Genomic DNA, 23,209 nt, shown 5'->3' with positions numbered 1-23,209 from the left:
AGTTCAACATCCGTGAGTGGGTTAGCTGAACTCCTCAGAACTATCGCCGGACAGGCCACCAAGCAGGCCACCCACAAGACCGCCAACCAGGCCATCGTCACCCAGCAAGCCATCGGTCAGGCCATCCTCGCCACCGAGCAGACCGCCAACCAAGCCTTCGTCACCCAGCAGACCGTCGGTCAGGCCATCGCCGCCGCCGAGCAGACCGCCAACCAGGCCGTCTTCTCCCAGCAGACCATCGGTCAGGCCATCGCCGCCGCCGAGCAGACCACCTACAAGGCCGTCCTCACCCAGCAGACCGCCAACCAGGCCGTCCTCACCCAGCAGACCGTCGGTCAGGCCATCGCCGCCGCCGAGCAGACCGCCAACCAGGCCGTCCTCACCCAGCAAGCCGTCGGCCAGGCCATCCTCGCCACCGAGCAGACCGCCAACCAGGCCGTCCTCACCCAGCAGTCCGTCGGTCAGGCCATCGCCGCCGCCGAGCAGACCACCTACAAGGCCGTCCTCACCCAGCAGACCGTCGGTCAGGCCATCGCCGCCGCCGAGCAGACCACCTACAAGGCCGTCCTCACCCAGCAAGCCGTCGGCCAGGCCATCCTCGCCACCGAGCAGACCGCCAACCAGGCCGTCCTCACCCAGCAGTCCGTCGGTCAGGCCATCGCCGCCGCCGAGCAGACCACCTACAAGGCCGTCCTCACCCAGCAGACCGTCGGTCAGGCCATCGCCGCCGCCGAGCAGACCACCTACAAGGCCGTCCTCACCCAGCAAGCCGTCGGCCAGGCCATCCTCGCCACCGAGCAGACCGCCAACCAGGCCATCGTCACCCAGCAAGCCGTCAGTCAGGCCATCCTCGCCACCGAGCAGACCGCCAACCAAGCCGTCCTCACCCAGCAGACCGTCGGTCAGGCCATCGCCGCCGCCGAGCAGACCACCTACAAGGCCGTCCTCACCCAGCAGACCGTCGGTCAAGCCATCGCCGCCGCCGAGCAGACCGCCAACCAGGCCGTCCTCACCCAGCAGACCATCGGTCAGGCCATCGCCGCCGCCGAGCAGACCGCCAACCAGGCCGTCATCACCCAGCAAGCCATCGGTCAGGCCATCCTCGCCACCGAGCAGACCGCCAACCAGGCCGTCCTCACCCAGCAGACCATCGGTCAGGCCATCGCCGCCACCGAGCAGACCGCCAACCAGGCCGTCATCACCCAGCAGACCACCGACCAGGCCATCGTCGCCCAGCAGTCCGTCAGTCAGATCACCTCCGTCACCCAGCAGACCGCCTCCGGTCAGAGAGCCGACAAGCCCGTCGCTGCCAGTCACATCTGCCAGCAGACCGTCATCGCCGACCAGATCGCCGACCAGGCCATCCGAACCGGTGACGTCTCCAAGCAAGCCATCGTTGCCGGTCACATCGCCGAGCAGACCACCGTCCGCGATCACACCATCGAGCAGGCCTCCGTCTCCACCGAGCAGACCGCCCACAAGGCCGTCTTCTCCCAGCAAGCCGTCGGTCAGGCCGCCGTCGTCACCGGTGACCGTATCGTCTCCTAGCACACCAGTCCCGGTCAGGGAGCCGACAAGGCCGTCGCTTCCGGTAATGTCGGACAACACTCCGTCGTTGCCGACCAGATCACCCAGCAGACCATCCGATCCGGTGATGTCGCCAAGCAGACCGTCGTTGCCGGTTACATCGCCAAGCAAGCCCTCATCAGCGATGATGCCATCAAGCAGGCCGATGTCTTCCGATACAGTTCCGTCGCCCAGTATTGGCTGACCCAAGAGGTCTTCCCCAAGGTCGCCAAGCGCACCGTCCGAGCCGACAAGATCGCCCAGCAGGCCGTCGGATCCGGTGACATCTCCCAGCAGGCCGTCATTGCCGGTCAGGTCGCCAAGCAAGCCCTCATCGCCAATGATCGGATCCAGGAAACCTTGCTCGCCAGCAGGGTCCGTACCGTCAGTCGGGTCTGTACCGTCAGTCGGGTCCGTACCATCGGTCGGGTCCGTACCGTCAGTCGGGTCCGTACCGTCAGTCGGGTCCGTGCCATCGGTCGGGTCCGTGCCATCGGTCGGGTCTGTACCGTCGGTCGGGTCTGTACCGTCGGTCGGGTCTGTACCGTCGGTCGGGTCTGTACCGTCGGTCGGGTCTGTACCGTCGGTCGGGTCCGTACCGTCGGTCGGGTCTGTACCGTCGGTCGGGTCCGTACCGTCAGTCGGGTCTGTACCGTCGGTCGGGTCCGTACCGTCAGTCGGGTCCGTACCATCGGTCGGGTCCGTACCATCGGTCGGGTCCGTACCGTCAGTCGGGTCCGTACCGTCAGTCGGGTCCGTACCGTCGGTCGGGTCCGTACCATCGGTCGGGTCCGTACCATCGGTCGGGTCCGTACCGTCAGTCGGGTCCGTACCGTCAGTCGGGTCCGTACCGTCAGTCGGGTCCGTACCATCGGTCGGGTCTGTACCGTCGGTCGGGTCTGTACCGTCGGTCGGGTCCGTGCCATCGGTCGGGTCCGTACCGTCAGTCGGGTCCGTACCGTCAGTCGGGTCCGTACCGTCAGTCGGGTCCGTACCGTCAGTCGGGTCCGTGCCATCGGTCGGGTCCGTACCGTCAGTCGGGTCCGTACCGTCAGTCGGGTCCGTGCCATCGGTCGGGTCCGTGCCATCGGTCGGGTCTGTACCGTCGGTCGGGTCTGTACCGTCGGTCGGGTCCGTGCCATCGGTCGGGTCTGTACCGTTGGTCGGGTCCGTGCCATCGGTCGGGTCTGTACCGTCGGTCGGGTCCGTGCCATCGGTCGGGTCCGTGCCATCGGTCGGGTCCGTGCCATCGGTCGGGTCCGTGCCATCGGTCGGGTCCGTGCCATCGGTCGGGTCCGTGCCATCGGTCGGGTCCGTGCCATCGGTCGGGTCCGTGCCATCGGTCGGGTCCGTGCCATCGGTCGGGTCTGTACCGTCAGTCGGGTCCGTGCCGTCAGTCGGGTCTGTACCGTCAGTCGGGTCCGTGCCATCGGTCGGGTCCGTGCCATCGGTCGGGTCCGTGAAGTCAGTAAAATCGGTCGGGTCACCGTCGCTATCACCGTCACCACCGCCGCTGAGAGCCAGGCCCAGACCGCTTACACCCGCTGCAGCAAGTGCCAGTCCGTCTTCCATGTTCAAGCCAAGACCCGCGCCACCCTCTTCAATCTCAACGTCCGTCACTACAGTGTCGCCAAAGACGAGGCTGTGCAGGGAACCGCTTTCGTGAGGGACATGATATCCCTGCACGATAATCCGGTCGCCATTGCGCAATTCGACGACCAAATCGTCTCCCTGCCGCAGAAAGCGCGAGATATCCGCCCGATCTGCATCAATTCGAATTGCAATTTCAGACCCGGTCTGGATCACGCTGTCAGCCATTGTTCTTTCCTCTGTCCCGTTTGCGCGCCACGGCGCACATGTTAGAAAGCGCAAGAGTCGCCTTTAGTCGGTAATGAACACTCTAAAGTATGTATCGTCAACCTCCACGAGAGCTGTCCGGTGAAATTATCTGTTTCTGATTTTGGACGCATCACTTCGGTTTGCCGGTTTCACCCGTCACATCGGCGTCGAACTGGCTACCGCTACGCGTCGCCCTCGGCCCAGAGCTGTGTCGTGCCCGACCCCGTATCCAGCTGAACAATCCAAACCAGTCACGTTGCAATGCGTCCTTTGGGCCCCAACTAAAGAAACTGAGGGCGCTATCGTTGTCGGTCACTGACTCAAACAGGCTGTCAGCCTCAGCACCCTGATCAAGACAATATACTTATTTGACAGCTGCTTATATGGACCCGACTCGTCAGGTGCGTACAGGGAGACGTGCAATCGACATTCTTCAAGTCGGCCGATGTGTCGGCGGCCATACCGAGGCTGTCAGCGTATGGACTTCCGGCTCGCGATTCGACTCGCCCGAGGCCGTTCCGAACACCACCGCCTTGCCGCCCGGCGGTTGGCGAGCCACGTCGTCGGAACGATGGGAAGTACGCCCCCGCGCCCGACCGCGACGCAAATAGTGTGGCCAACCCGTTCACCTGAGCGCCAGCCAGGGTGCCGAGCACACATCAAAAGACAAACTTAAGTATGTAAATGTCACACAAATGGCTATATTCTCACCGGGCGCATGTCCAAGGCGTAATTTTCCTGTACATGAAGTCGTTTCGGCGCTACCCGCTCTGGCTGTACCTGCAGGCAACGCGGCTTGTTTGACCTGCCGCCACCACGCCGTGCGCCACCGGGACACCCCGGTGCCGTCACCGGGTGGCCACGCGCAGAGCGGAGGAACCGGCTTGAGCACACCAGGAAATGAAAACGGCGAAACGCCCGAGGCGGGCATCGATCAAGGACCGAAACCCGCGAAGGCTGTCGATGGAGTTCACGCATCCTATCGCCCGGTCCTGCAGACGGTGGCCCGTTTGATCGCGTCAGACCGGCGCGCCGTCCTCTTGGCCAACGAGGCCGGCGAAGTCCTGCTGGCAAACGCCCCGGCCAAGCGGCTTGGCCTTGATCGGGACTTGCGGAAACACCTCGATTGGCCCGATCTCTGCACTGTTGTGAAACGCGCCGGAAGCGCATCTGTTTCCGTCTCTATTGAAGGGGTCGCCCTTGAAGGCGAGTTGGTGCTTTTACCGCTGGGGCCCGCCTCGGGCTATTATTTGCGTCTCTCCGAAACCGATGACGAGGCGCTGTGGCTACGGAACCGGGCGCGCGCGGCGACGCTTTTGCGCGTTACGCATGACCTGCGCACGCCTATTCAATCCCTTCTTGCCAGTGCCGAGATATTGCTCCAGCAACAGGACCGCGGGGACGACGCCCTAGATCGGCTGCGCAGAGTGGCGGACCTTTCGCTGGATCACATCAGCAATGTCCTCGCAGTGATCCGCGGCGAACAAAGCGCAGCAGCGGCCCGCCGGGACGAGGTTTTTTCGCTGAAGGATGAGCTTGGCCAACTGATCGACATCATCCATCCCATCGCCGACCGTCGCAATGTATCCATGACGCTTTCATTGCCCGAGGACTCAGATACGCGCGTTATTGGTCCCGTGCGGTTCGTCCGCGCACTGTTTCAGAACATGATCGATAATGCCGTCAAACACGGCGGCGCGGCGGTCGAGGTCGCCTTGACCGTGGCACCGCTGCGCGCCGGGATAGATGACCTGCGGGCCAAGGAATCGCGTCTGGAAATCACGCTTGAGGTTCGCGATCAGGGCGGCGGCCTTCCTGAGAATCAGAAGGACCGGCTGCGCCAAGCGCTTGGTCAGGGCGGCAGCGTCACGTCACCCGCGCCACAAGAGGCACAGAAACGCCCCTCTGGCGGCATGAATGTCCTAGCCCACGCGTTGACGCAACTTGGCGGGCATCTGAGCCTGTTGGACCGCGGCGCAGACGGCGAGCGAGCCGTTTCTGAGGGCGAAGAGGTCGTGGGCACCATCCTACGGGCGGTGTTCAGCCTGCCAGCCGCCGAAACGTCCGAGACAGCCGCAATCGAAACAATGCCGCAGGACACCGACGGACTGCTACGCGGCAAGACCCTTTTGGTGGTCGAGGACAGCCCTGCAAGCCAAGCGTGGCTGAGCCACGTCTTGCAAGCCGCCGGGGCCGAGGTTCAGGTCGCTGGCAGCGGTAAAGCTGCGCTTAGCGTCTTAGAGAATCCGACGGGGCGCGGCATCGACCTTGTCCTGTCCGACGTCACCCTACCGCAGATGAGCGGTGTCGAACTGGCGCGACGCATTGCATCGGGTATTGCGTCAGGCAGCATCAACCCCGCCCCCCGCGTTTTGGGCCTGACGGCGCATATCGACGAGCGTATCCAGGATGCGTGTCTTCAGGCAGGAATGCAGCGCGTGTTGGAAAAACCGATTCGACCCGGGCCGCTGTGCCACGCGGCCCGAGAGGCTTTGGATGCGCCGACGATACCCGCCCCTATGCCTCCCACGTCGCCCCCACCCGCCAAGGTGTCGAAGAAGACCAAGGCCGCGAAGCCGCCGCGACAAGAAGGTGCGGTACTCAACGACAGTGTGGTAACGGAACTTGTCTCTGGCCTAGGGCCAGAAGGGGCTCGGAAATTCATGTCACGTGCCCTGGGGGAAGCCAGCACCGCGTTGGTCAGCCTGAAATGTAATGGGGTGACCGACCGGATCGACTGCACGATGCATGCTGCAACCGGCGCTTGCGGCCTGACTGGACTGGCCCTTTTAGACACGCGCATGCGTGTTCTGGAGGATGCGGTGAAGTCGGGCAAGACCGACCTATCTGAAGAAATCGCAACCGTGACCGATGCGCTGACCCGCACAGCCAAGGCCATCAAGGCGCTGGGAACCGAGCCACAAACCAGTTGACGTGAGGTCCGCAGTGTACACTTCCTGTATAGGCGTGACTCGGGCAGTATTGCCCTACCTACCTGACGAACGTAAACGCGACCGTCGTGCCGCCCACCGTATGATTGGGAGGCACGCAGAACGCCGCCAGAGTACGAAAGTAGAGAAATGGTCTCAGAGGAAACCGCACCGATCAGAATCCTGATCGCGGACGATCACGCGATGGTGCTGGAGATGTTCGAGCAATTCATCTCCGGCGTTCCTGACGTGACCGCGATGACGGCTCCGGACCTTAATACCGCGCTGGATATTATCGACAGCCAAGGCGCCTTCGATCTCGTGCTCGTCGATCTCAACATGCCCGGCATGAACGGTCTTGATGGCATGCGCGAGGCAATCGCGCGGAACGGCGGAAAGCCGGTTGCACTGCTGACCAGTAATCCACCCGCCCATCTCGTGCCCGAAGTGCTAGACATGGGCGGTGCTGGGTTCGTGTTGAAAACAACGTCTCTGCGCAGCTTTTATAATGAAGTGCGCTTTATGGCTGCGGGAGAACGTTATATCCCGGTCGAGCTGATCGAGCGTAAACGCGTTGTCCCTAAGGATCACGTGAACGTCCCTCTGTCAGAAAGAGAGATGGACGTGCTTGCTGAACTGTCTGAGGGCAAATCAAACCGTGACATAGGTACAGCGCTTGGCCTCAAGGAAGCGACGGTCAAGATGCATGTCAAAGCGGTCTGTACAAAGCTGGAGGCCAGCAACCGGACCCAAGCCGTGATCGTCGCCCGGGACATGAATATGATCTGATCCACCGGTGCACCGGAAGTGATCGACACGAGAAACCACCACCTAAAGTATGTATCTCGGTTCCATTCTCCCTTAGACAGGCAAGACCGGGCGCCGCGCGCGCCCGACTGTCGTGGTTCGGATATGGGAAACGTGCAAATGGCAAAACCAGTGATCGTCTTCGCCGGAGCGGTCTACCCCGGCCAGTTCGGGGCCTTGTGCGACTACTTGCGCGCGGCAGGTCTAGCTGAGACCTATTTTCTGACGACGCCGGGCCATCAGGCAAAGAATGCGCATCGCGGCAAGCATATCCTAGGTTTCAAGCCCGACGGCCCGGTGACCGGGGCGCAACGCTACTATTATACGGCAAAGCTGGAACGCTCTGCGCATATTGGTCGAGGGCTGCTCAGTGCGCTGCAGCAGTTTGAAAGGCACAAAAAGATCGACGTGGTCGTGACACACTCACTGTGGGGTGCCCCGCATTTTCTATACGATGAGATCGATGCCGCCATTGTCAGCTACATTGAATTTCCCAGCTTTCGGGCACATGGATGGGACCCAGCCTACCCCCCGGATCAGGCGCAGCGGATGGTCGACCGCAACACGGAAATGCTCAACTTTCACCAAGCCCTTTGCAGCGATCTGGTGATCTGCCCAAGTCAGCACGCCAAATCCATGTTCCCTGAGGCCCTCCAATCCAACATCGAGGTGCAGCTAGAAGGCTTTGCTTTTGAGGACACCAAAGCACTAGAGCTGAAAGAACGTTCCGCCCCCCTGACTATCGGCTTTTCCGCCCGCGACCTGTCGAATGCCAAGGGGTTTGACACCTACGTGCGGCTTGTCGACAAATTGGTTGAACGGGGTCTGAAAGCCAATTTCGTCGCCCTCGGTGGAAGCACGGGCAGCACCTATGGCTATGAACAGCAATGGGTTGAACGAAAGTATAGCGGTGCCGTCGACAGCTTTCGGGACCACCTGATGAAGATCTATCCGCGCGCCGCTGAGGTGATCGAATTCCCGGGCAAGTTACCCTATGACGACTTTGTCCAAAAGCTCGCCGACATCGATATCTTTCTCTATCCGTTGCGGTTCGGCGTCGCGAACTGGGGCCTAGTTGAGATCCTTGGGCGAGGTGGCTGCGTTCTGGCGCCAGACCGAGGCTATCCCGCCGAACTAATTCAGGACGATGTCAACGGACGCCTTTTGCCGGACGACGATGGCGCGTGGATCCAAGAGATCATCGCCCTGTCAGAAGATCCTGAGCGGCGGTATCGATATGGGCAGGCAGCCCGCGCCCGGGCGCGTCTTTTATATAGCGTCCAAGCTGTCGCGCCGCGCTACCTTGGGCTGTTCCGGCTGGCCGCCGAAAAGCGGCAAGCCCGGATCAGAAACGGGTCGTAAAGCTCAGGCCAAAGGTCTGTGTTGTGTCGCCGGCAAACTTGCGTAGCGGAGTGGCGACGTAAAGGGACACAGGTGTATTAGCGACCTCAAAAGTCAGGGACAGGCCCGTGCTGACACGGCTGTGCCAACTGTCGTCGATGCGACCAGACAAGGTATCGTCAAGGCCCCAAGAACTTCCAGCCTCAACAAAGAGACCGGCTTGCATTGGCATGGACAACACGTGGCCAATGTCGCGCTGCACTTCAATCGACCCCACAAGGTAGTGGTTGCCGCCCAAACTGCCGCCGCCGTCGCGTGGGCCGATGCCGCGTGGCGCGAAACCGCGGAAGGTGTCCGCACCCGGGAAAAACCGATCGATGGCACGCGTATCGTTTCCCGATAGGCCGGTGACGCTGCCTGCACGCAGCGTGCCCAGAAAACGATAGCCCTCTCCAAAAGGCTGTATCAGGTTTGCTTCCAGCCGGCTGTCGGAAAGCACGTCTTCACTACCGATATTCCACAAGTACTGATCAAGACGCAGCCCGTATTCCAGGCTTTCAACGCCATCAGGCACATCCTGCTGTTCTCCCCCACCGGAATATACTGCCGAAATTCGCAGGTAGGGAGCAGAAATCTCGTCAGTTTCCTCTTTAAACAACAGGGCGCTAGCAGAGGCATCCACATCGTACATCCGGTAGCTGCGCCATCCTATGCCCATTTCCAACCGTGCATGGTCGTACGGCGTCCACGCCAAGTAGGGCTCTGCCCGGACGCCCTGTTCGGAATAGCCGGTGTCATCCAGATCCGACTCGAGCGCGAACAGGTCAACGCCAAAATCCAGCGTCTCATTGAATGCGTCGGCGCGGTATAAGTGCGCTTCGAGTGACTTTACCTCTGAATTGAACGACAGGTTGAGTGCACCGTATGTGCCGGGAAAAAGATTGTACTGCTCAAAGGACAACTCGCCCACGACCCCGTGGTCCGACACATAGGACAACGCCGCTTCGATCCGGCCGGGTCGGTCGTCAATCTCGGCCACGTCGATGATCAGCGCGTCGCCCTCTGGATACAGGCTCACGGCTTCGAAAACACCAGTGAGCATGAGGCAATCCTCTATCGCACGCAATTCGTAAGATGCGTAGTCGATGTTTGGCATAGCGCCGCAGGTCATGCGGATATCTTCGGCAGGAATGAATTGGGCTCCGCGAACCTCGACCGTTTCGAACACACGTGCAGATACTGGGGCAGTCACAGACATCAGAGCGAGGGCAAGCAAAAGCTCCCGGCGAAGAGGGGTTTGGCAGACGCGCGGCACAGAGGCATTCCTTTGACTTCACGGCAGTTCGTGGGAGGGACCTACTTTAGCGGAGGCGGGCGTTCAACAACGGACGCGTGAGATAGCTCAGAACCGACCGCTTGCCGCTTTCGATATCGACCTGTGCCACCATGCCGGGCCGGATCGCAAATTTCTCGCTTGCGCGTTCAAGGTAGTTGTGATCGGTCACAATCATGACGCGGTAGAAGTTTTGCGGCCCTTGCCGCGTATCTTCCTCTACCGTGTCTTCAGAGATCCGCATAACCGTGCCGCGCAGGTCGCCGTAAGTGGCAAAATCATATGCGGTGATCTTGACGCTTGCGGGCATGCCGGGAGCAAGAAAGGCCACATCTCGCGGCAGGACCTTTGTCTCGATCACCAACTGGTCATCGATAGGCGTGATTTCCATGATCGGCTCACCCGGCTGAATGACGCCGCCCAGCGTGGTAATCGCGATATCATTCACGCGCCCGGCCACAGGAGAGCGGATCGACGTACGCTGTAATTCGTCCTGTTTCTGCACGGCCTCTTCGGACAAGGCGCTGAGACGTGAGCGGCGCTGCGCGAGATCCTTATAAGCGTCCTGCACGTAGGCGTTTCGAGTGTCCCCGATTTTGCCGTCAAGCTCTGCCTTTTTTTGCTGCAATTGCAACAAGTTGATTCGGCTGACAGAGCCGCTTTCGGCAAGCGGTGCAGTGATAGCAATCTGCTCTTCGATTGCCGCGCGCTCACTGTTGAGTGCCGCAAGCGAGGCTTCCAACTTGGTCCGGCGCGCCGTGAAAAGCCGTAGTTCGGTCTGTTCGGCAGCGTTGGGGGTCGGGCCAAAATCCAACCTGGGCTGTTCCAGCACTTCAGCCTCCAATCGGGCAACCTCGGCCGTCAGGGCAGTGATCTGACTTTCGGCAGCCATGAAGGCAGAGCGCGACCGCGTGGCATCCAGTCGCGCCAATACTTGTCCCGCGACGACGATGTCCCCTTCGGCCACCAGTAATTCCCCAAGGATTCCGCCTTCGAGGCTTTGAATCGTCTGCATGCGCCGAGCCGGAATAACGATGCCGTCGCCCCGCGTAACCTCGTTGACCTGTGCAATCGTGGCCCAGGCGATGGCCGCAATGAGAGAGAAAACAACAATATGGATCGTCAGACGCGACTTGCGGAGCGTCTGCTGCCGATAACTGCCGTCCACATGGCTAGGATCAAAGAGCTCTGAACTGCTCATTTCACCGCTTTGACCTGCGTTTTCTGGACCGTATTGGAGCGAGCCTTGTTCAGGATCTGCAAGAGATCACCGTCGCGCGCGATCTTGCCTTCTTTCAGAACCAGTGTCCGTTGGGTCAGGGCAAGCAACTCGCGCTTGTGGGTCGAGATGATCGCCGTGCGGCCTTCGAGCCATGTGTTCAGATGCGTAATGACCTGCTTTTCGGTGATGTGGTCAAAGGCGGCAGTGGGTTCATCCAGCAACACGATCTTGGGATCTTGAAGCAGGATCCGCGCAAGGCCGATGGCCTGGCGCTGACCGCCCGAAACGTTGCCGTTGCCATGGATCACAAGATCCAGCCCCCGGACATGGCGGCGGACGAAGGCACCCAGCCCGACGGCGTCCAGCGCCTCTAGCAGTTGGTCGTCGGAATGCAGGCCGTGATCCAGCAGAAGGTTGTCGCGCAGCGTACCCTGAAACAACGCCACCGATTGTGGCAGATAGCCGATTTGGCGACGCCGGTCGATCGGGTCGATCTGGCTGAGCGCAAGACTGTCGAGAAGGACAGAGCCCTCCTGCGGATCGACCAACCCGGCAATGAGCCGCATGAAGCTGGACTTCCCTGCACCGTTTCCGCCCAAAAGCGCGATCCGCTCTCCGGGTTTGATGTGCAATTCTCGGATATTGACCACTGGAGGGGCCGCCGGATCGTGGCGAAAGACCACGTCTTCCAACTTGAACTCTCCGTGAAGGTCGGAGGCGCGCACGAAATGTCGGTCGGCGGGACGTTCTTGGGGCAATCCCATGATCCGGTCCAGTCCCTCCAACGCCGCACGGACCTGCTGCCAACGGGCCAGCAAGCCAGCCACCTGCCCCATAGGCGTCAGGGTGCGGCTTGATAGGATCGTACAGGCGATCAGGCTGCCGACAGTCAGAGCACCAGAGCTTATAAGATAGACGCCGGCGATAATGACACCTGCATAGGTGACTTTCTGTACGCCGCTGACCAACTGGGTCATCGTGGTGGTCAGACCACGGGTCCGAACCGCCGTGTTCGCCATGGTCGCTGAAAGTTGCGCGTAGGACCGCTGTAGCCGGCCCTCGGCGCGCGAAGCCTTAACCGTCTCAAGGTTGGAGATCGTTTCCAGAAGGAGGCCGTTCAAAGCCGCTGCTTCCCTTGCGTTCTCGCGCGAGGCGCGGGCGAGACGCCCCTGCATTAGCATGCCCGGAACGATCGTCATGATGACCCCAAGTAGAGTCACGATGGCGACTGGCCCGCCGATGAACCAGATCACCAAAAGGAAAATTGCCACAAACGGGATATCGCAAAGCGCTGTCACGGTGCCGGAGGTAAAGAACTCCCTAACCGTTGCGAATTCGCGAACTTGGTTGGCGAAGACCCCGGTCGACGCCGGTTTATGGGCCAGCCGCATATTGGCAACCTTGTCGAATAGTTGCGACGACAGCTGCAAATCCAGATCGCGGCCCGAAACGTCGACCAGTGCGGCGCGTGTCGTCCTCAGAATCAGTTCCAACACGATGGCGAGCCCGACGCCACTTGCAAGAATCCAAAGGGTATCGAATGCATTGCTGGGCACGACCCGGTCATAGACTTGCATCGAAAACAGCGCCGTGGCGATTGCCAGCAGGTTCGCCGCAAATGAGGCGAAAACGACGTCGCGATAGATCCACCAGTTCTTGAGCAACGGCCCAGTCATCCAGTGGGAGCGACTGGGGTTCGGCTCATCCAGCCGGTCCGACACGATGTCGATCGGCTTGGACACGAGGATGCGCCCGTCGTGCTGAGCGGCCAGTTCTTGCCTGCTCCAGAAAACGCGACCACCCGAGGTTTCGGGCAGAATCATCTGCGCGTCCTCTTCAGCCCATTTCTCCAGAACGGCGGTCCGGCCATCCTTGAGGAACAGCAGCACAGGCAGGCTGTGGTTCGGAAATGACCGTAGCGGTGCCGAGGTGACGCGGCAGCTCATGTTGATACGGCGCAGCGCCTGCGGGGCCATGTCGGTGGACATCGGCGTATCCGGCGACCAACCAAGCCCGTCGGTCAAACGTGCCGCCGACGTGGCGATACCCTGCGCACGGCAGAGTTCGATCAAACCGTCGACAAGTGGGTCAAAGTGCTGGTGGACGTTCATGTTTGGTCTTTCCCGCGCAACATTTTGCCCCCTAAGAACCGCTGGAGGCGAGGATCAGTGTGCCCAACACACCTAGATCGCGTGCAGCCTGATATTCTGTCCGCTTTCGCTCTTCATAGGTGTCAACTTGGTCGATCCTTGCATCATACAAATCGCGCCCCGTGGTCAGGACATCGATCAACTCTCGCTGCCCGGCTACGAACTGATCCTCGTAGTTCGCCAGTACGCGCGCGGCCTGTTCCAACTGTGTGACCCGGGACCGTTCAGCCGTCCGCAAAGTCGCGATGTGCTTCAGCGCGGTCTGCGCAGTGTTGGTCATCTGGCGCTCGATTCCGCGCAGGGAGGATGCCGCAGCAGCAGCGTCAGCGCGCGCCACCTGAATGGCACGCCCTCCCAGACCGCCGGCGTTGAGATCGACACCCGCCGACAACCCCAACGCCGTGCTGGTGCGCCCGCCGTTCAGGTCGGTCCGGCCCTGCGCCTGCAGCTGAATGGTCGGTAGCCGTGCGGCCTTGGCACGATCGACGTTCGCCTCTGCCTCGGCCGCGCGGGCACGTCCTGCGATGTAATCCGGTGCAATGCGGACAGCAGACTGGATCTTTGCCGCGCTGTTGTACCGCTGGGCATAATTGATCGCAGGGGGCGGTAGTACGGCCACCGTCTTGCGTCCCGTCAGAAAGGAAATCTGGGCGAGGCTCATGTCCCGGTCGGCCACCAGGCTGTTCATCCGGTCCTGCGCCCGCGCCACTTCTAGCCGGGCTCTCGCCACTTCACCGTTGTCGCCCAACCCGGCACGGGCGCGGACCTCGGCCTGAGTTGACAAACGATTGGCGAACGCCATGTACTCTCGCGTTAGCTGTATCTTATTTTGGGCGATTTCTACGTCAAGAAAAGTCTCGGATACTAAAAGAGTAAGGTCTTCGACCGAAGTCTTCAAATCAGAGATTGCCTGCACGCGTGCCTGCGTCGCGGCCTTGATCTCACTTCGGATCAAGCCCCAATCGTACAGAACCTGCGAGATCGTCAAAGAAATTCCCGGACCGTCCGCATCCGTGGTGCTGGTGTCGCTGGACAGGCTGACAGAAGGGTAATAGCCGTCGCGCGCCTGTTTTATACCAAGGGTGCGGCTGCTAACCTGTTGTCGCAACGCGGTCACGTTAGGATCCAACTCTGGCGCAAGTTGAGCCGCCTCTTTCAGCGACATCTGCGCCAAGGCCGGGGCGGACAAAAGGCCTGCGGCCAACACCGATGCCGCGACCAGCCGGGCACAGCGCGCGGCCAGGCTGTTAGCGATTGTTTTGGGGCGGCGTGGCGTCATGTGTCACCTTCGGCGGTCAGAGGCAGAAGCAGATCAGATTCGGCGTGCATCTCGATCGGCATCGGAGAGGTTTCTGCAAATAACGGCCCGGCCAAGCCGCCATCTAGCAGGGGAGCGACCAAATCACCGGGCGCACCTAGGGCGTCGTCGACAAAAGCCGCGCTCTCGAGTTCGGCTGCCAAGGCGAGCATCAGGTCATCCTCGGCCGCCGGTGCACCCAGAAGCGCCTCTAGGTCTTGCTCTAACAAACCGGCGTCGTCATCGCTTGGAACTGCGGCTGCGGTCGACGCGCTGCGGCTTTCGCTATCGCCATCATCTCCTTCAGAAGACAATAGACTCATCGAGCCGTACCCCGCGGCCAGCCCCGCTCCGGCGCTAAGGATCGTCGAGCTTTCGCCGAAAAATCCGCCACCGCCATCGTCGCCCGCGCCGGGCACAAATGCGTGTTGCGGCGTGGCGTCACCCCCTTCGCTCCCGCCAGCAGGATCCGCTTCGATCCCATCGCCCATGTCTTCCATCGAGGGTTCGGGAGCGATCAGTCCTGTGACTTTCGTACCCCCGTCCTCATCTAGGAACCGGCTGAACTCGCCCTCGGGATCCATAACGAAGAAATTCTCGATGCGCAGCGTTTGTCCATCTTCGAACTGAACAGCAAGATCGCGACCAAACTTCTCATGCCGGACAATGGCGGGAGTACCCGTAGGGAGCGTGATCTCTGTCGCGCGCGACAATGCAATTCCAGTGTCGACAACCAGCGATTGCGATTGATCTTGCCCTATTCCGCGCACGGACAGCTCGATAGACATTCAGCCACTCCCTACGAAACAAGACCTATCACGTCAGGGCCAGTCGGGAACTCATCGAAAAAGAACAAAGTTTACACACCTCTAGATCGTTCTGGTTCGAATTTCGTCCCGTGCTTACGGATGGTTCGCGATAGAACTATTTGCTGCAAGCCCCCTTGTAAACATCTACGCCTAAAAGTTGCATAATATTCACATGTTGCCCAGCAAACTGACTGCTGGGCACCGGTTCTAGGCATTCTCGTCATCCGGCGACGACAATCCGCCAAGCAATCCGCCGCCCAGCAAACCACCACCAAGCAAGCTTTCGCCAGTGTCGAACAACGACGACATCGCATCGTCGATCGCAGTATCACCCAGTAGACTGGAATCGCCGGTGTCGACCATAGCATCCCCGGGAAGGTCCGTTTCCTCAACCAGCAAGTCGAAAGTCCCCGGCCCGCTGCTCAAAACATCGCCATCTACCGCGCTGCCAAGGATCTCATTCAGCAGACCGTCGATTTCATCGTCCGTTGCGACAGTGTCGGACAGAAGACCCTGATCGACCAGCGATCCGCCCCGCCAAGGCAGGCCTGCCGAAAGGTCGTCTACGTTGTCCACGGGGTCCGGCGCTACATCTATTCCATAAACGTCATCGTCCCCGACCAACCCGGTAAGGATATCCTCTTCACCGTCAGAGGCGATCAGCGTATCGACAAAACCTTCGTCATCGACACTTTCGATGTCGTCCACAACTGAGGTCTCGACCGTGTCGCTGCCAACAACGGCGCCAAGCGGCGCGTCCTCGCCCAGAGCCACGTCCACCGGACCGCCGTCGCCCTTCACTGTATTCAACACGCCGCCCAAAAGACCGCCCAGAAGGCCGCCGTCACCCGTCACCGTGTCCAGAACGCTGTCCACGAGGCCATCCTCGCCAACGACTCCGTCCAGCAGACCGTCCTCGCCGACCACCGCGTCGACAATGCCGCCGTCGCCGGTCACCGTGTCCAGAACGCTGTCCACGAGGCCATCCTCGCCAACAACTCCGTCCAGCAGACCGTCCTCGCCGACCACCGCGTCGACAATGCCGCCGTCGCCGGTCACCGTGTCCAGAACGCTGTCCACGAGGCCATCCTCGCCCACAACTCCGTCCAGCAGACCGTCTTCGCCGACCACCGCGTCGACAATGCCGCCATCACCGGTCACCGTGTCCAGAACGCTGTCCACGAGGCCATCCTCGCCAACAACTCCGTCCAGCAGACCGTCTTCGCCGACAACCGCGTCGACAATGCCGCCATCACCGGTCACCGTGTCCAGAACGCTGTCCACGAGGCCATCCTCGCCAACAACTCCGTCCAGCAGACCGTCCTCGCCGACCACCGCGTCGACAATGCCGCCGTCGCCGGTCACCGTGTCCAGAACGCTGTCCACGAGGCCATCCTCGCCCACAACTCCGTCCAGCAGACCGTCTTCGCCGACAACCGCGTCGACAATGCCGCCATCACCGGTCACCGTGTCCAGAACGCTGTCCACGAGGCCATCCTCGCCAACAACTCCGTCCAGCAGACCGTCCTCGCCGACCACCGCGTCGACAATGCCGCCGTCGCCGGTCACCGTGTCCAGAACGCTGTCCACGAGGCCATCCTCGCCCACAACTCCGTCCAGCAGACCGTCTTCGCCGACAACCGCGTCGACAATGCCGCCATCACCGGTCACCGTGTCCAGAACGCTGTCCACGAGGCCATCCTCGCCAACAACTCCGTCCAGCAGACCGTCCTCGCCGACCACCGCGTCGACAATGCCGCCGTCGCCGGTCACCGTGTCCAGAACGCTGTCCACGAGGCCATCCTCGCCAACAACTCCGTCCAGCAGACCGTCTTCGCCGACAACCGCGTCGACAATGCCGCCATCACCGGTCACCGTGTCCAGAACGCTGTCCACGAGGCCATCCTCGCCAACAACTCCGTCCAGCAGACCGTCTTCGCCGACCACCGCGTCGACAATGCCGCCATCACCGGTCACCGTGTCCAGAACGCTGTCCACGAGGCCATCCTCGCCAACAACTCCGTCCAGCAGACCGTCTTCGCCGACAACCGCGTCGACGATGCCGCCGTCACCGGTCACCGTGTCCAGAACGCTGTCCACGAGGCCATCCTCGCCAACAACTCCGTCCAGCAGACCGTCTTCGCCGACAACCGCGTCGACAATGCCGCCATCACCGGTCACCGTGTCCAGAACGCTGTCCACGAGGCCATCCTCGCCAACAACTCCGTCCAGCAGACCGTCCTCGCCGACAACCGCGTCGACAATGCCGCCATCACCGGTCACCGTGTCCAGAACGCTGTCCACGAGGCCATCCTCGCCCACAACTCCGTCCAGCAGACCGTCTTCGCCGACCACCGCGTCGACGATGCCGCCGTCACCGGTCACCGTGTCCAGAACGCTGTCCACGAGGCCATCCTCGCCAACAACTCCGTCCAGCAGACCGTCTTCGCCGACAACCGCGTCGACAATGCCGCCATCACCGGTCACCGTGTCCAGAACGCTGTCCACGAGGCCATCCTCGCCAACAACTCCGTCCAGCAGACCGTCCTCGCCGACAACCGCGTCGACAATGCCGCCGTCGCCGGTCACCGTGTCCAGAACGCTGTCCACGAGGCCATCCTCGCCCACAACTCCGTCCAGCAGACCGTCTTCGCCGACAACCGCGTCGACAATGCCGCCATCACCGGTCACCGTGTCCAGAACGCTGTCCACGAGGCCATCCTCGCCAACAACTCCGTCCAGCAGACCGTCCTCGCCGACAACCGCGTCGACGATGCCGCCGTCACCCGTCACCGTGTCCAGAACGCTGTCCACGAGGCCATCCTCGCCAACGACTCCGTCCAGCAGACCGTCTTCGCCGACAACCGCGTCGACAATGCCGCCATCACCGGTCACCGTGTCCAGAACGCTGTCCACGAGGCCATCCTCGCCAACAACTCCGTCCAGCAGACCGTCCTCGCCGACAACCGCGTCGACGATGCCGCCGTCACCCGTCACCGTGTCCAGAACGCTGTCCACGAGGCCATCCTCGCCAACGACTCCGTCCAGCAGACCGTCTTCGCCGACCACCGCGTCGACAATGCCGCCGTCGCCGGTCACCGTGTCCAGAACGCTGTCCACGAGGCCATCCTCGCCAACAACTCCGTCCAGCAGACCGTCCTCGCCGACAACCGCGTCGACGATGCCGCCGTCACCCGTCACCGTGTCCAGAACGCTGTCCACGAGGCCATCCTCGCCAACGACTCCGTCCAGCAGACCGTCTTCGCCGACCACCGCGTCGACAATGCCGCCGTCGCCGGTCACCGTGTCCAGAACGCTGTCCACGAGGCCATCCTCGCCAACAACTCCGTCCAGCAGACCGTCCTCGCCGACCACCGCGTCGACAATGCCGCCGTCGCCGGTCACCGTGTCCAGAACGCTGTCCACGAGGCCATCCTCGCCAACAACTCCGTCCAGCAGACCGTCTTCGCCGACAACCGCGTCGACAATGCCGCCATCACCGGTCACCGTGTCCAGAACGCTGTCCACGAGGCCATCCTCGCCAACAACTCCGTCCAGCAGACCGTCCTCGCCGACAACCGCGTCGACGATGCCGCCGTCACCCGTCACCGTGTCCAGAACGCTGTCCACGAGGCCATCCTCGCCCACAACTCCGTCCAGCAGACCGTCTTCGCCGACAACCGCGTCGACAATGCCGCCATCACCGGTCACCGTGTCCAGAACGCTGTCCACGAGGCCATCCTCGCCCACAACTCCGTCCAGCAGACCGTCTTCGCCGACCACCGCGTCGACGATGCCGCCGTCACCGGTCACCGTGTCCAGAACGCTGTCCACGAGGCCATCCTCGCCAACAACTCCGTCCAGCAGACCGTCTTCGCCGACAACCGCGTCGACAATGCCGCCATCACCGGTCACCGTGTCCAGAACGCTGTCCACGAGGCCATCCTCGCCAACAACTCCGTCCAGCAGACCGTCCTCGCCGACAACCGCGTCGACAATGCCGCCGTCGCCGGTCACCGTGTCCAGAACGCTGTCCACGAGGCCATCCTCGCCCACAACTCCGTCCAGCAGACCGTCTTCGCCGACAACCGCGTCGACAATGCCGCCATCACCGGTCACCGTGTCCAGAACGCTGTCCACGAGGCCATCCTCGCCAACAACTCCGTCCAGCAGACCGTCCTCGCCGACAACCGCGTCGACGATGCCGCCGTCACCCGTCACCGTGTCCAGAACGCTGTCCACGAGGCCATCCTCGCCAACGACTCCGTCCAGCAGACCGTCTTCGCCGACAACCGCGTCGACAATGCCGCCATCACCGGTCACCGTGTCCAGAACGCTGTCCACGAGGCCATCCTCGCCAACAACTCCGTCCAGCAGACCGTCCTCGCCGACAACCGCGTCGACGATGCCGCCGTCACCCGTCACCGTGTCCAGAACGCTGTCCACGAGGCCATCCTCGCCAACGACTCCGTCCAGCAGACCGTCTTCGCCGACCACCGCGTCGACAATGCCGCCGTCGCCGGTCACCGTGTCCAGAACGCTGTCCACGAGGCCATCCTCGCCAACAACTCCGTCCAGCAGACCGTCCTCGCCGACCACCGCGTCGACAATGCCGCCGTCGCCGGTCACCGTGTCCAGAACGCTGTCCACGAGGCCATCCTCGCCAACAACTCCGTCCAGCAGACCGTCTTCGCCGACAACCGCGTCGACAATGCCGCCATCACCGGTCACCGTGTCCAGAACGCTGTCCACGAGGCCATCCTCGCCAACAACTCCGTCCAGCAGACCGTCCTCGCCGACAACCGCGTCGACGATGCCGCCGTCACCCGTCACCGTGTCCAGAACGCTGTCCACGAGGCCATCCTCGCCCACAACTCCGTCCAGCAGACCGTCTTCGCCGACAACCGCGTCGACAATGCCGCCATCACCGGTCACCGTGTCCAGAACGCTGTCCACGAGGCCATCCTCGCCAACAACTCCGTCCAGCAGACCGTCTTCGCCGACAACCGCGTCGACGATGCCGCCGTCACCGGTCACCGTGTCCAGAACGCCATCGTCGCCCACAACGATGTCCGCCTTGTCGGCGATGGGTTCGATACTCGTTTTCGGTTCGGCTTTAGGCAATTGAACCGATGCGATCTCAACTTCTTCTAGGAGATCCAAGTCGGCAGTACCGGTTACGGGTGGCACATCCGCGGCCACCTCTAGCGGAGCTTTCGAAGTAGGAACCGCGCCGATCGCATCCGCCACTGCGGCCCTTGCGATGTCTACCGGCGTCGGATCGTCTTCATCCCTCACATCTGCGAATGGAAAAGGTCCCGCGCCGACATCAATCTCGATCGTGTCATCTGAGGTTATCTCGGCAGCTTCCAGCGCAGGACGCGCAACATCAGGCCCTGCCAGCGACTCCGACGGATCATGGCCGCCTACTCCGACCGCGTCACCCTTGACCCCGACACCGTCGGGTCCTTTGGAGCCGGACTGCGGAGCTACCTTCTTGTGGGGCACCTCATCCGCAACGGGAGCGCCCTGCAAAGCAATTTGACCCTCAGCAGTTGCGCTCTGCGTGGCCAGACCCATTCCAACCGCACCGGAGATGGCTGCTATCCCGGACTGGCCGGACTCCACACGCGTGGAAGCAGAGCCATCGCGATCGCGGGCCAGATAAGGCAGATCTTGCGACCCCTCAACCGCGAGCGGTTTGCTCGTCGAGTCGTTTTTATCCCTGCTGGCACCCAACTGGGCATTCCTTTCTCTAAGGTCCACTTTCGGATCACAGCTCGTACAGAATCGATTGCCTAAACCTTACGGAACAGCCCTCTTTCGTATGCATACAGAGCCCAACCCAGCATGTCCACATTCTTTAGTATGTATCAGGTTGGGCTTGCCTTGCAAAAAAGGGACAAAGCCAACGGAATAAGCAAAACGATTTCAAGGACCCGCGCACAATGACCGACATCAAGGTTCAGGCAAGCAGTCTGCAGCTGGCACCGATCAGAAATCGCAAGCAGCATACGTCCCAGACGATCCAATTTTCGTCAATTTGAGGCGAACGCGCTGAGGAATTGAGAATCCGGTCGAGGACGCCATACCGACAGAGCAAGACGCATTCCTTGCGGTCCCGCACGCTGTCAAAAGTTTGGGACCGCACAACAAGGAAAGACACGTTCCAAGGAAACATGAACCGCACTCCAAAACCGCATGCGCTATTGGAACGACGCAGTTCTAAAGGAGGTTGCGATGGCCCATTTGCCGAGATCGTGGTGACTCGAATTTTCAATGGAGGCGCGCGAGTTTACCCAGCTTGCGACCAATACAACTCGCAGATAGGGTCAAAAAAAACACCCGCCACAAAAAAGGGCCTAATGAGACCCTTGTCTAAATGGTCGGAGTGAGAGGATTCGAACCTCCGGCCCCTGCCTCCCGAAGACAGTGCTCTACCAAGCTGAGCTACACTCCGACCGTGGCGGGCGGGATAGCCGAGCCACGGTGTTTTGGCAAGGCTCAATCGACTTTGGGACCGCTGTCTTTCAAGCCTTCGCCCCGGTCGCGTCGGAAAAACCGGACGCGCGGTATTATGCCGGTCTCAAACCGCGTACGCGACCGCAAAACCGGGCGGTTGGTCTGTGATTTGCCCCCCTCGCGCAGCACGATGTAGACGCCGCTGGCAATGATGATCCCAGCACCTACCATGGTCCACCTGTCGGGAAACTCATCAAAGAAAAACGCCCCTGTGAAGGCCGCCCAGATGATCTGCGAATACTGCATCGGCGCGACGACCACCGCCTCACCAGACTTGTAGGCCATGATCAGCATCGCCGAGGCGGCAAAGGCCATCGCCGACATCAGCGCCATGCCACCCAAGTCGATCGCCGGCATCGGCACATAAACAAACGGCAGCGCCGCCCCCATGACCAGAAAGTTGCACAGGATCGGGTAGAACAGCAAAACGACGCTGCGCTCGTCCTGCCCGATCTTGCGCACGATGATCGAGGCCAATGAACTGGCAAAGGCCGCCGCCAACGCAGCAAGGTGCCCAAGGCTGAAGTCCGTGGCCCCCGGTCGCAACACAACAAGGACGCCACACAGGCCGACCATCACGGCCGCGCCACGACGTATGCCGACCCTTTCGCCCAGAATTGGGATCGACAGCAGGGTAATCACCAGCGGCGCGGCAAAGAGGATCGCGTAGACCTGTGCCAGCGGCAGGACCGAAAAGGCGTAGAAGGCAGAAAAACCGGTGATCACGGCGGACACAGTCCGCGTCAACGTCCACCACGGATGGACCGGTCGCAAGGTTCCGGGTTGAGAATCGCGGATCAGAATCAGGGTCACCAGAGGAAAGGCGAACAGTCCGCTAAAGAACACAATCTGCACTGGGCTATAGTTCGCCCCCAGCAATTTCACGATTACATCGTGAAACGAATATGTAGCAAAAGCGAGCAGCGCCATCACAGCGCCTTTGGCATTCGGGGACATAGGGGATTCCGTGAACTAGAGTCGGTGCCGAGGCGCATGTTACCGCAATCACATGCGGGACGGGCACCGATGGCAAGGGGGGCGGCGGCTTTTTCCGTCTCGCAGCCTGTTCAAGGGCAGGGGCGGTCTGTCCAATCGTCGGATTCGCCACGCCAGCATTGCTGCCGAAAGCCATAGGCCACCAGTCGCCATCTCCAGTCTTCGGTTTGGAGAAATTCCATCCGTCGCTGGATTGCCTTCACCGAATCGTCACCACCGCCCGAGTCGGTGAACACGATCGCCAGACGCCCCTCCTCGACTTTCGCCAACAGGTCAATCTGGGGGCGCCCCTCGGCGCTTTCGGGAAAGGACAGCAGCCAATTCATCATCAGGGTCATGGGCTGATCAACGACCTGTGTCGCCGGAAGTCGGAAATCGGAATACCCAGGCAGGATCT

The 23,209-nt window shown here is 61.4% G+C and carries 12 protein-coding genes and 1 tRNA gene; 3 read left to right on the top strand and 10 right to left on the bottom strand.

Translation table 11 applies throughout. The features are described 5' to 3' along the window. Positions 1–21: 21 nt before the first annotated feature. Positions 22–3,384 (bottom strand): BapA prefix-like domain-containing protein, encoded by a 3,363-nt coding sequence (locus ANTHELSMS3_RS05960; RefSeq protein WP_094034082.1) that lies wholly within the window; start codon positions 3,382–3,384, stop codon positions 22–24. Positions 3,385–4,289: 905 nt separating this feature from the next. On the opposite strand from ANTHELSMS3_RS05960, the gene ANTHELSMS3_RS05955 reads away from it, so the two are divergent. From ANTHELSMS3_RS05955 to ANTHELSMS3_RS05945, 3 genes are all read left to right on the top strand, one after another. Next, a complete protein-coding gene (locus ANTHELSMS3_RS05955; protein WP_198319887.1) occupies positions 4,290–6,338 on the top strand; it encodes a hybrid sensor histidine kinase/response regulator in 2,049 nt (682 codons plus the stop codon). Between the two features lie 147 nt (positions 6,339–6,485). After that, on the top strand, positions 6,486–7,124 hold the full coding sequence (locus ANTHELSMS3_RS05950; protein WP_094034080.1) for a response regulator transcription factor: 639 nt from the start codon (positions 6,486–6,488) through the stop codon (positions 7,122–7,124). Positions 7,125–7,262: 138 nt separating this feature from the next. Continuing rightward, complete coding sequence (locus ANTHELSMS3_RS05945; protein WP_094036959.1) at positions 7,263–8,504, top strand: glycosyltransferase; 1,242 nt, start codon at positions 7,263–7,265, stop codon at positions 8,502–8,504. On the opposite strand, the gene ANTHELSMS3_RS05940 is transcribed toward ANTHELSMS3_RS05945, so the two are convergent. The 9 genes from ANTHELSMS3_RS05940 to ANTHELSMS3_RS05900 form a co-directional block, all read right to left on the bottom strand. Further along, positions 8,488–9,798, bottom strand: coding sequence for a BamA/TamA family outer membrane protein (locus ANTHELSMS3_RS05940; RefSeq protein ID WP_254694858.1), 1,311 nt, complete (start codon positions 9,796–9,798; stop codon positions 8,488–8,490). The genes ANTHELSMS3_RS05945 and ANTHELSMS3_RS05940 overlap by 17 nt on opposite strands. A gap of 46 nt (positions 9,799–9,844) precedes the next feature. Beyond that, the gene (locus ANTHELSMS3_RS05935; protein ID WP_094034079.1) at positions 9,845–11,017 is read right to left on the bottom strand and encodes an HlyD family efflux transporter periplasmic adaptor subunit; all 1,173 of its coding nucleotides are present in this window, start codon (positions 11,015–11,017) and stop codon (positions 9,845–9,847) included. Continuing rightward, positions 11,014–13,149, bottom strand: a complete 2,136-nt coding sequence (locus ANTHELSMS3_RS05930; RefSeq protein WP_094034078.1) for a type I secretion system permease/ATPase — start codon at positions 13,147–13,149, stop codon at positions 11,014–11,016. The genes ANTHELSMS3_RS05935 and ANTHELSMS3_RS05930 overlap by 4 nt, the downstream gene beginning before the upstream one ends. A 31-nt stretch (positions 13,150–13,180) precedes the next feature. Further along, on the bottom strand, positions 13,181–14,467 hold the full coding sequence (locus ANTHELSMS3_RS05925) for a TolC family protein (RefSeq protein ID WP_094034077.1): 1,287 nt from the start codon (positions 14,465–14,467) through the stop codon (positions 13,181–13,183). Then, positions 14,464–15,273 (bottom strand): hypothetical protein, encoded by an 810-nt coding sequence (locus tag ANTHELSMS3_RS05920; protein ID WP_094034076.1) that lies wholly within the window; start codon positions 15,271–15,273, stop codon positions 14,464–14,466. The genes ANTHELSMS3_RS05925 and ANTHELSMS3_RS05920 overlap by 4 nt, the downstream gene beginning before the upstream one ends. A gap of 228 nt (positions 15,274–15,501) precedes the next feature. Further along, a complete protein-coding gene (locus ANTHELSMS3_RS05915) occupies positions 15,502–20,829 on the bottom strand; it encodes a hypothetical protein (protein WP_157733409.1) in 5,328 nt (1,775 codons plus the stop codon). 848 nt (positions 20,830–21,677) lie between these two features. After that, positions 21,678–21,754, bottom strand: a tRNA-Pro gene (locus tag ANTHELSMS3_RS05910). 44 nt (positions 21,755–21,798) lie between these two features. Continuing rightward, the gene (locus ANTHELSMS3_RS05905; protein WP_094034074.1) at positions 21,799–22,773 is read right to left on the bottom strand and encodes a DMT family transporter; all 975 of its coding nucleotides are present in this window, start codon (positions 22,771–22,773) and stop codon (positions 21,799–21,801) included. Between the two features lie 110 nt (positions 22,774–22,883). Further along, complete coding sequence (locus ANTHELSMS3_RS05900) at positions 22,884–23,150, bottom strand: hypothetical protein (RefSeq protein WP_157733408.1); 267 nt, start codon at positions 23,148–23,150, stop codon at positions 22,884–22,886. Positions 23,151–23,209: the final 59 nt, after the last annotated feature.

The organism is Antarctobacter heliothermus (assembly GCF_002237555.1).
Taxonomy (GTDB): domain Bacteria; phylum Pseudomonadota; class Alphaproteobacteria; order Rhodobacterales; family Rhodobacteraceae; genus Antarctobacter; species Antarctobacter heliothermus_B.
Note: the sequence above shows the minus strand (reverse complement) of the source record. Positions and strands in the feature narration are given on the sequence as shown.

Coding starts and splice junctions, on each gene's coding strand:
- ANTHELSMS3_RS05905 (WP_094034074.1), bottom strand. CDS start 22,773: ATGTCCCCGAATGCCAAAGGCGCTGTGATGGCGCTGCTCGCTTTTGCT.
- ANTHELSMS3_RS05925 (WP_094034077.1), bottom strand. CDS start 14,467: ATGACGCCACGCCGCCCCAAAACAATCGCTAACAGCCTGGCCGCGCGC.
- ANTHELSMS3_RS05930 (WP_094034078.1), bottom strand. CDS start 13,149: ATGAACGTCCACCAGCACTTTGACCCACTTGTCGACGGTTTGATCGAA.
- ANTHELSMS3_RS05900 (WP_157733408.1), bottom strand. CDS start 23,150: ATGACCCTGATGATGAATTGGCTGCTGTCCTTTCCCGAAAGCGCCGAG.
- ANTHELSMS3_RS05945 (WP_094036959.1), top strand. CDS start 7,263: ATGGCAAAACCAGTGATCGTCTTCGCCGGAGCGGTCTACCCCGGCCAG.
- ANTHELSMS3_RS05950 (WP_094034080.1), top strand. CDS start 6,486: ATGGTCTCAGAGGAAACCGCACCGATCAGAATCCTGATCGCGGACGAT.
- ANTHELSMS3_RS05960 (WP_094034082.1), bottom strand. CDS start 3,384: ATGGCTGACAGCGTGATCCAGACCGGGTCTGAAATTGCAATTCGAATT.
- ANTHELSMS3_RS05920 (WP_094034076.1), bottom strand. CDS start 15,273: ATGTCTATCGAGCTGTCCGTGCGCGGAATAGGGCAAGATCAATCGCAA.
- ANTHELSMS3_RS05935 (WP_094034079.1), bottom strand. CDS start 11,017: ATGAGCAGTTCAGAGCTCTTTGATCCTAGCCATGTGGACGGCAGTTAT.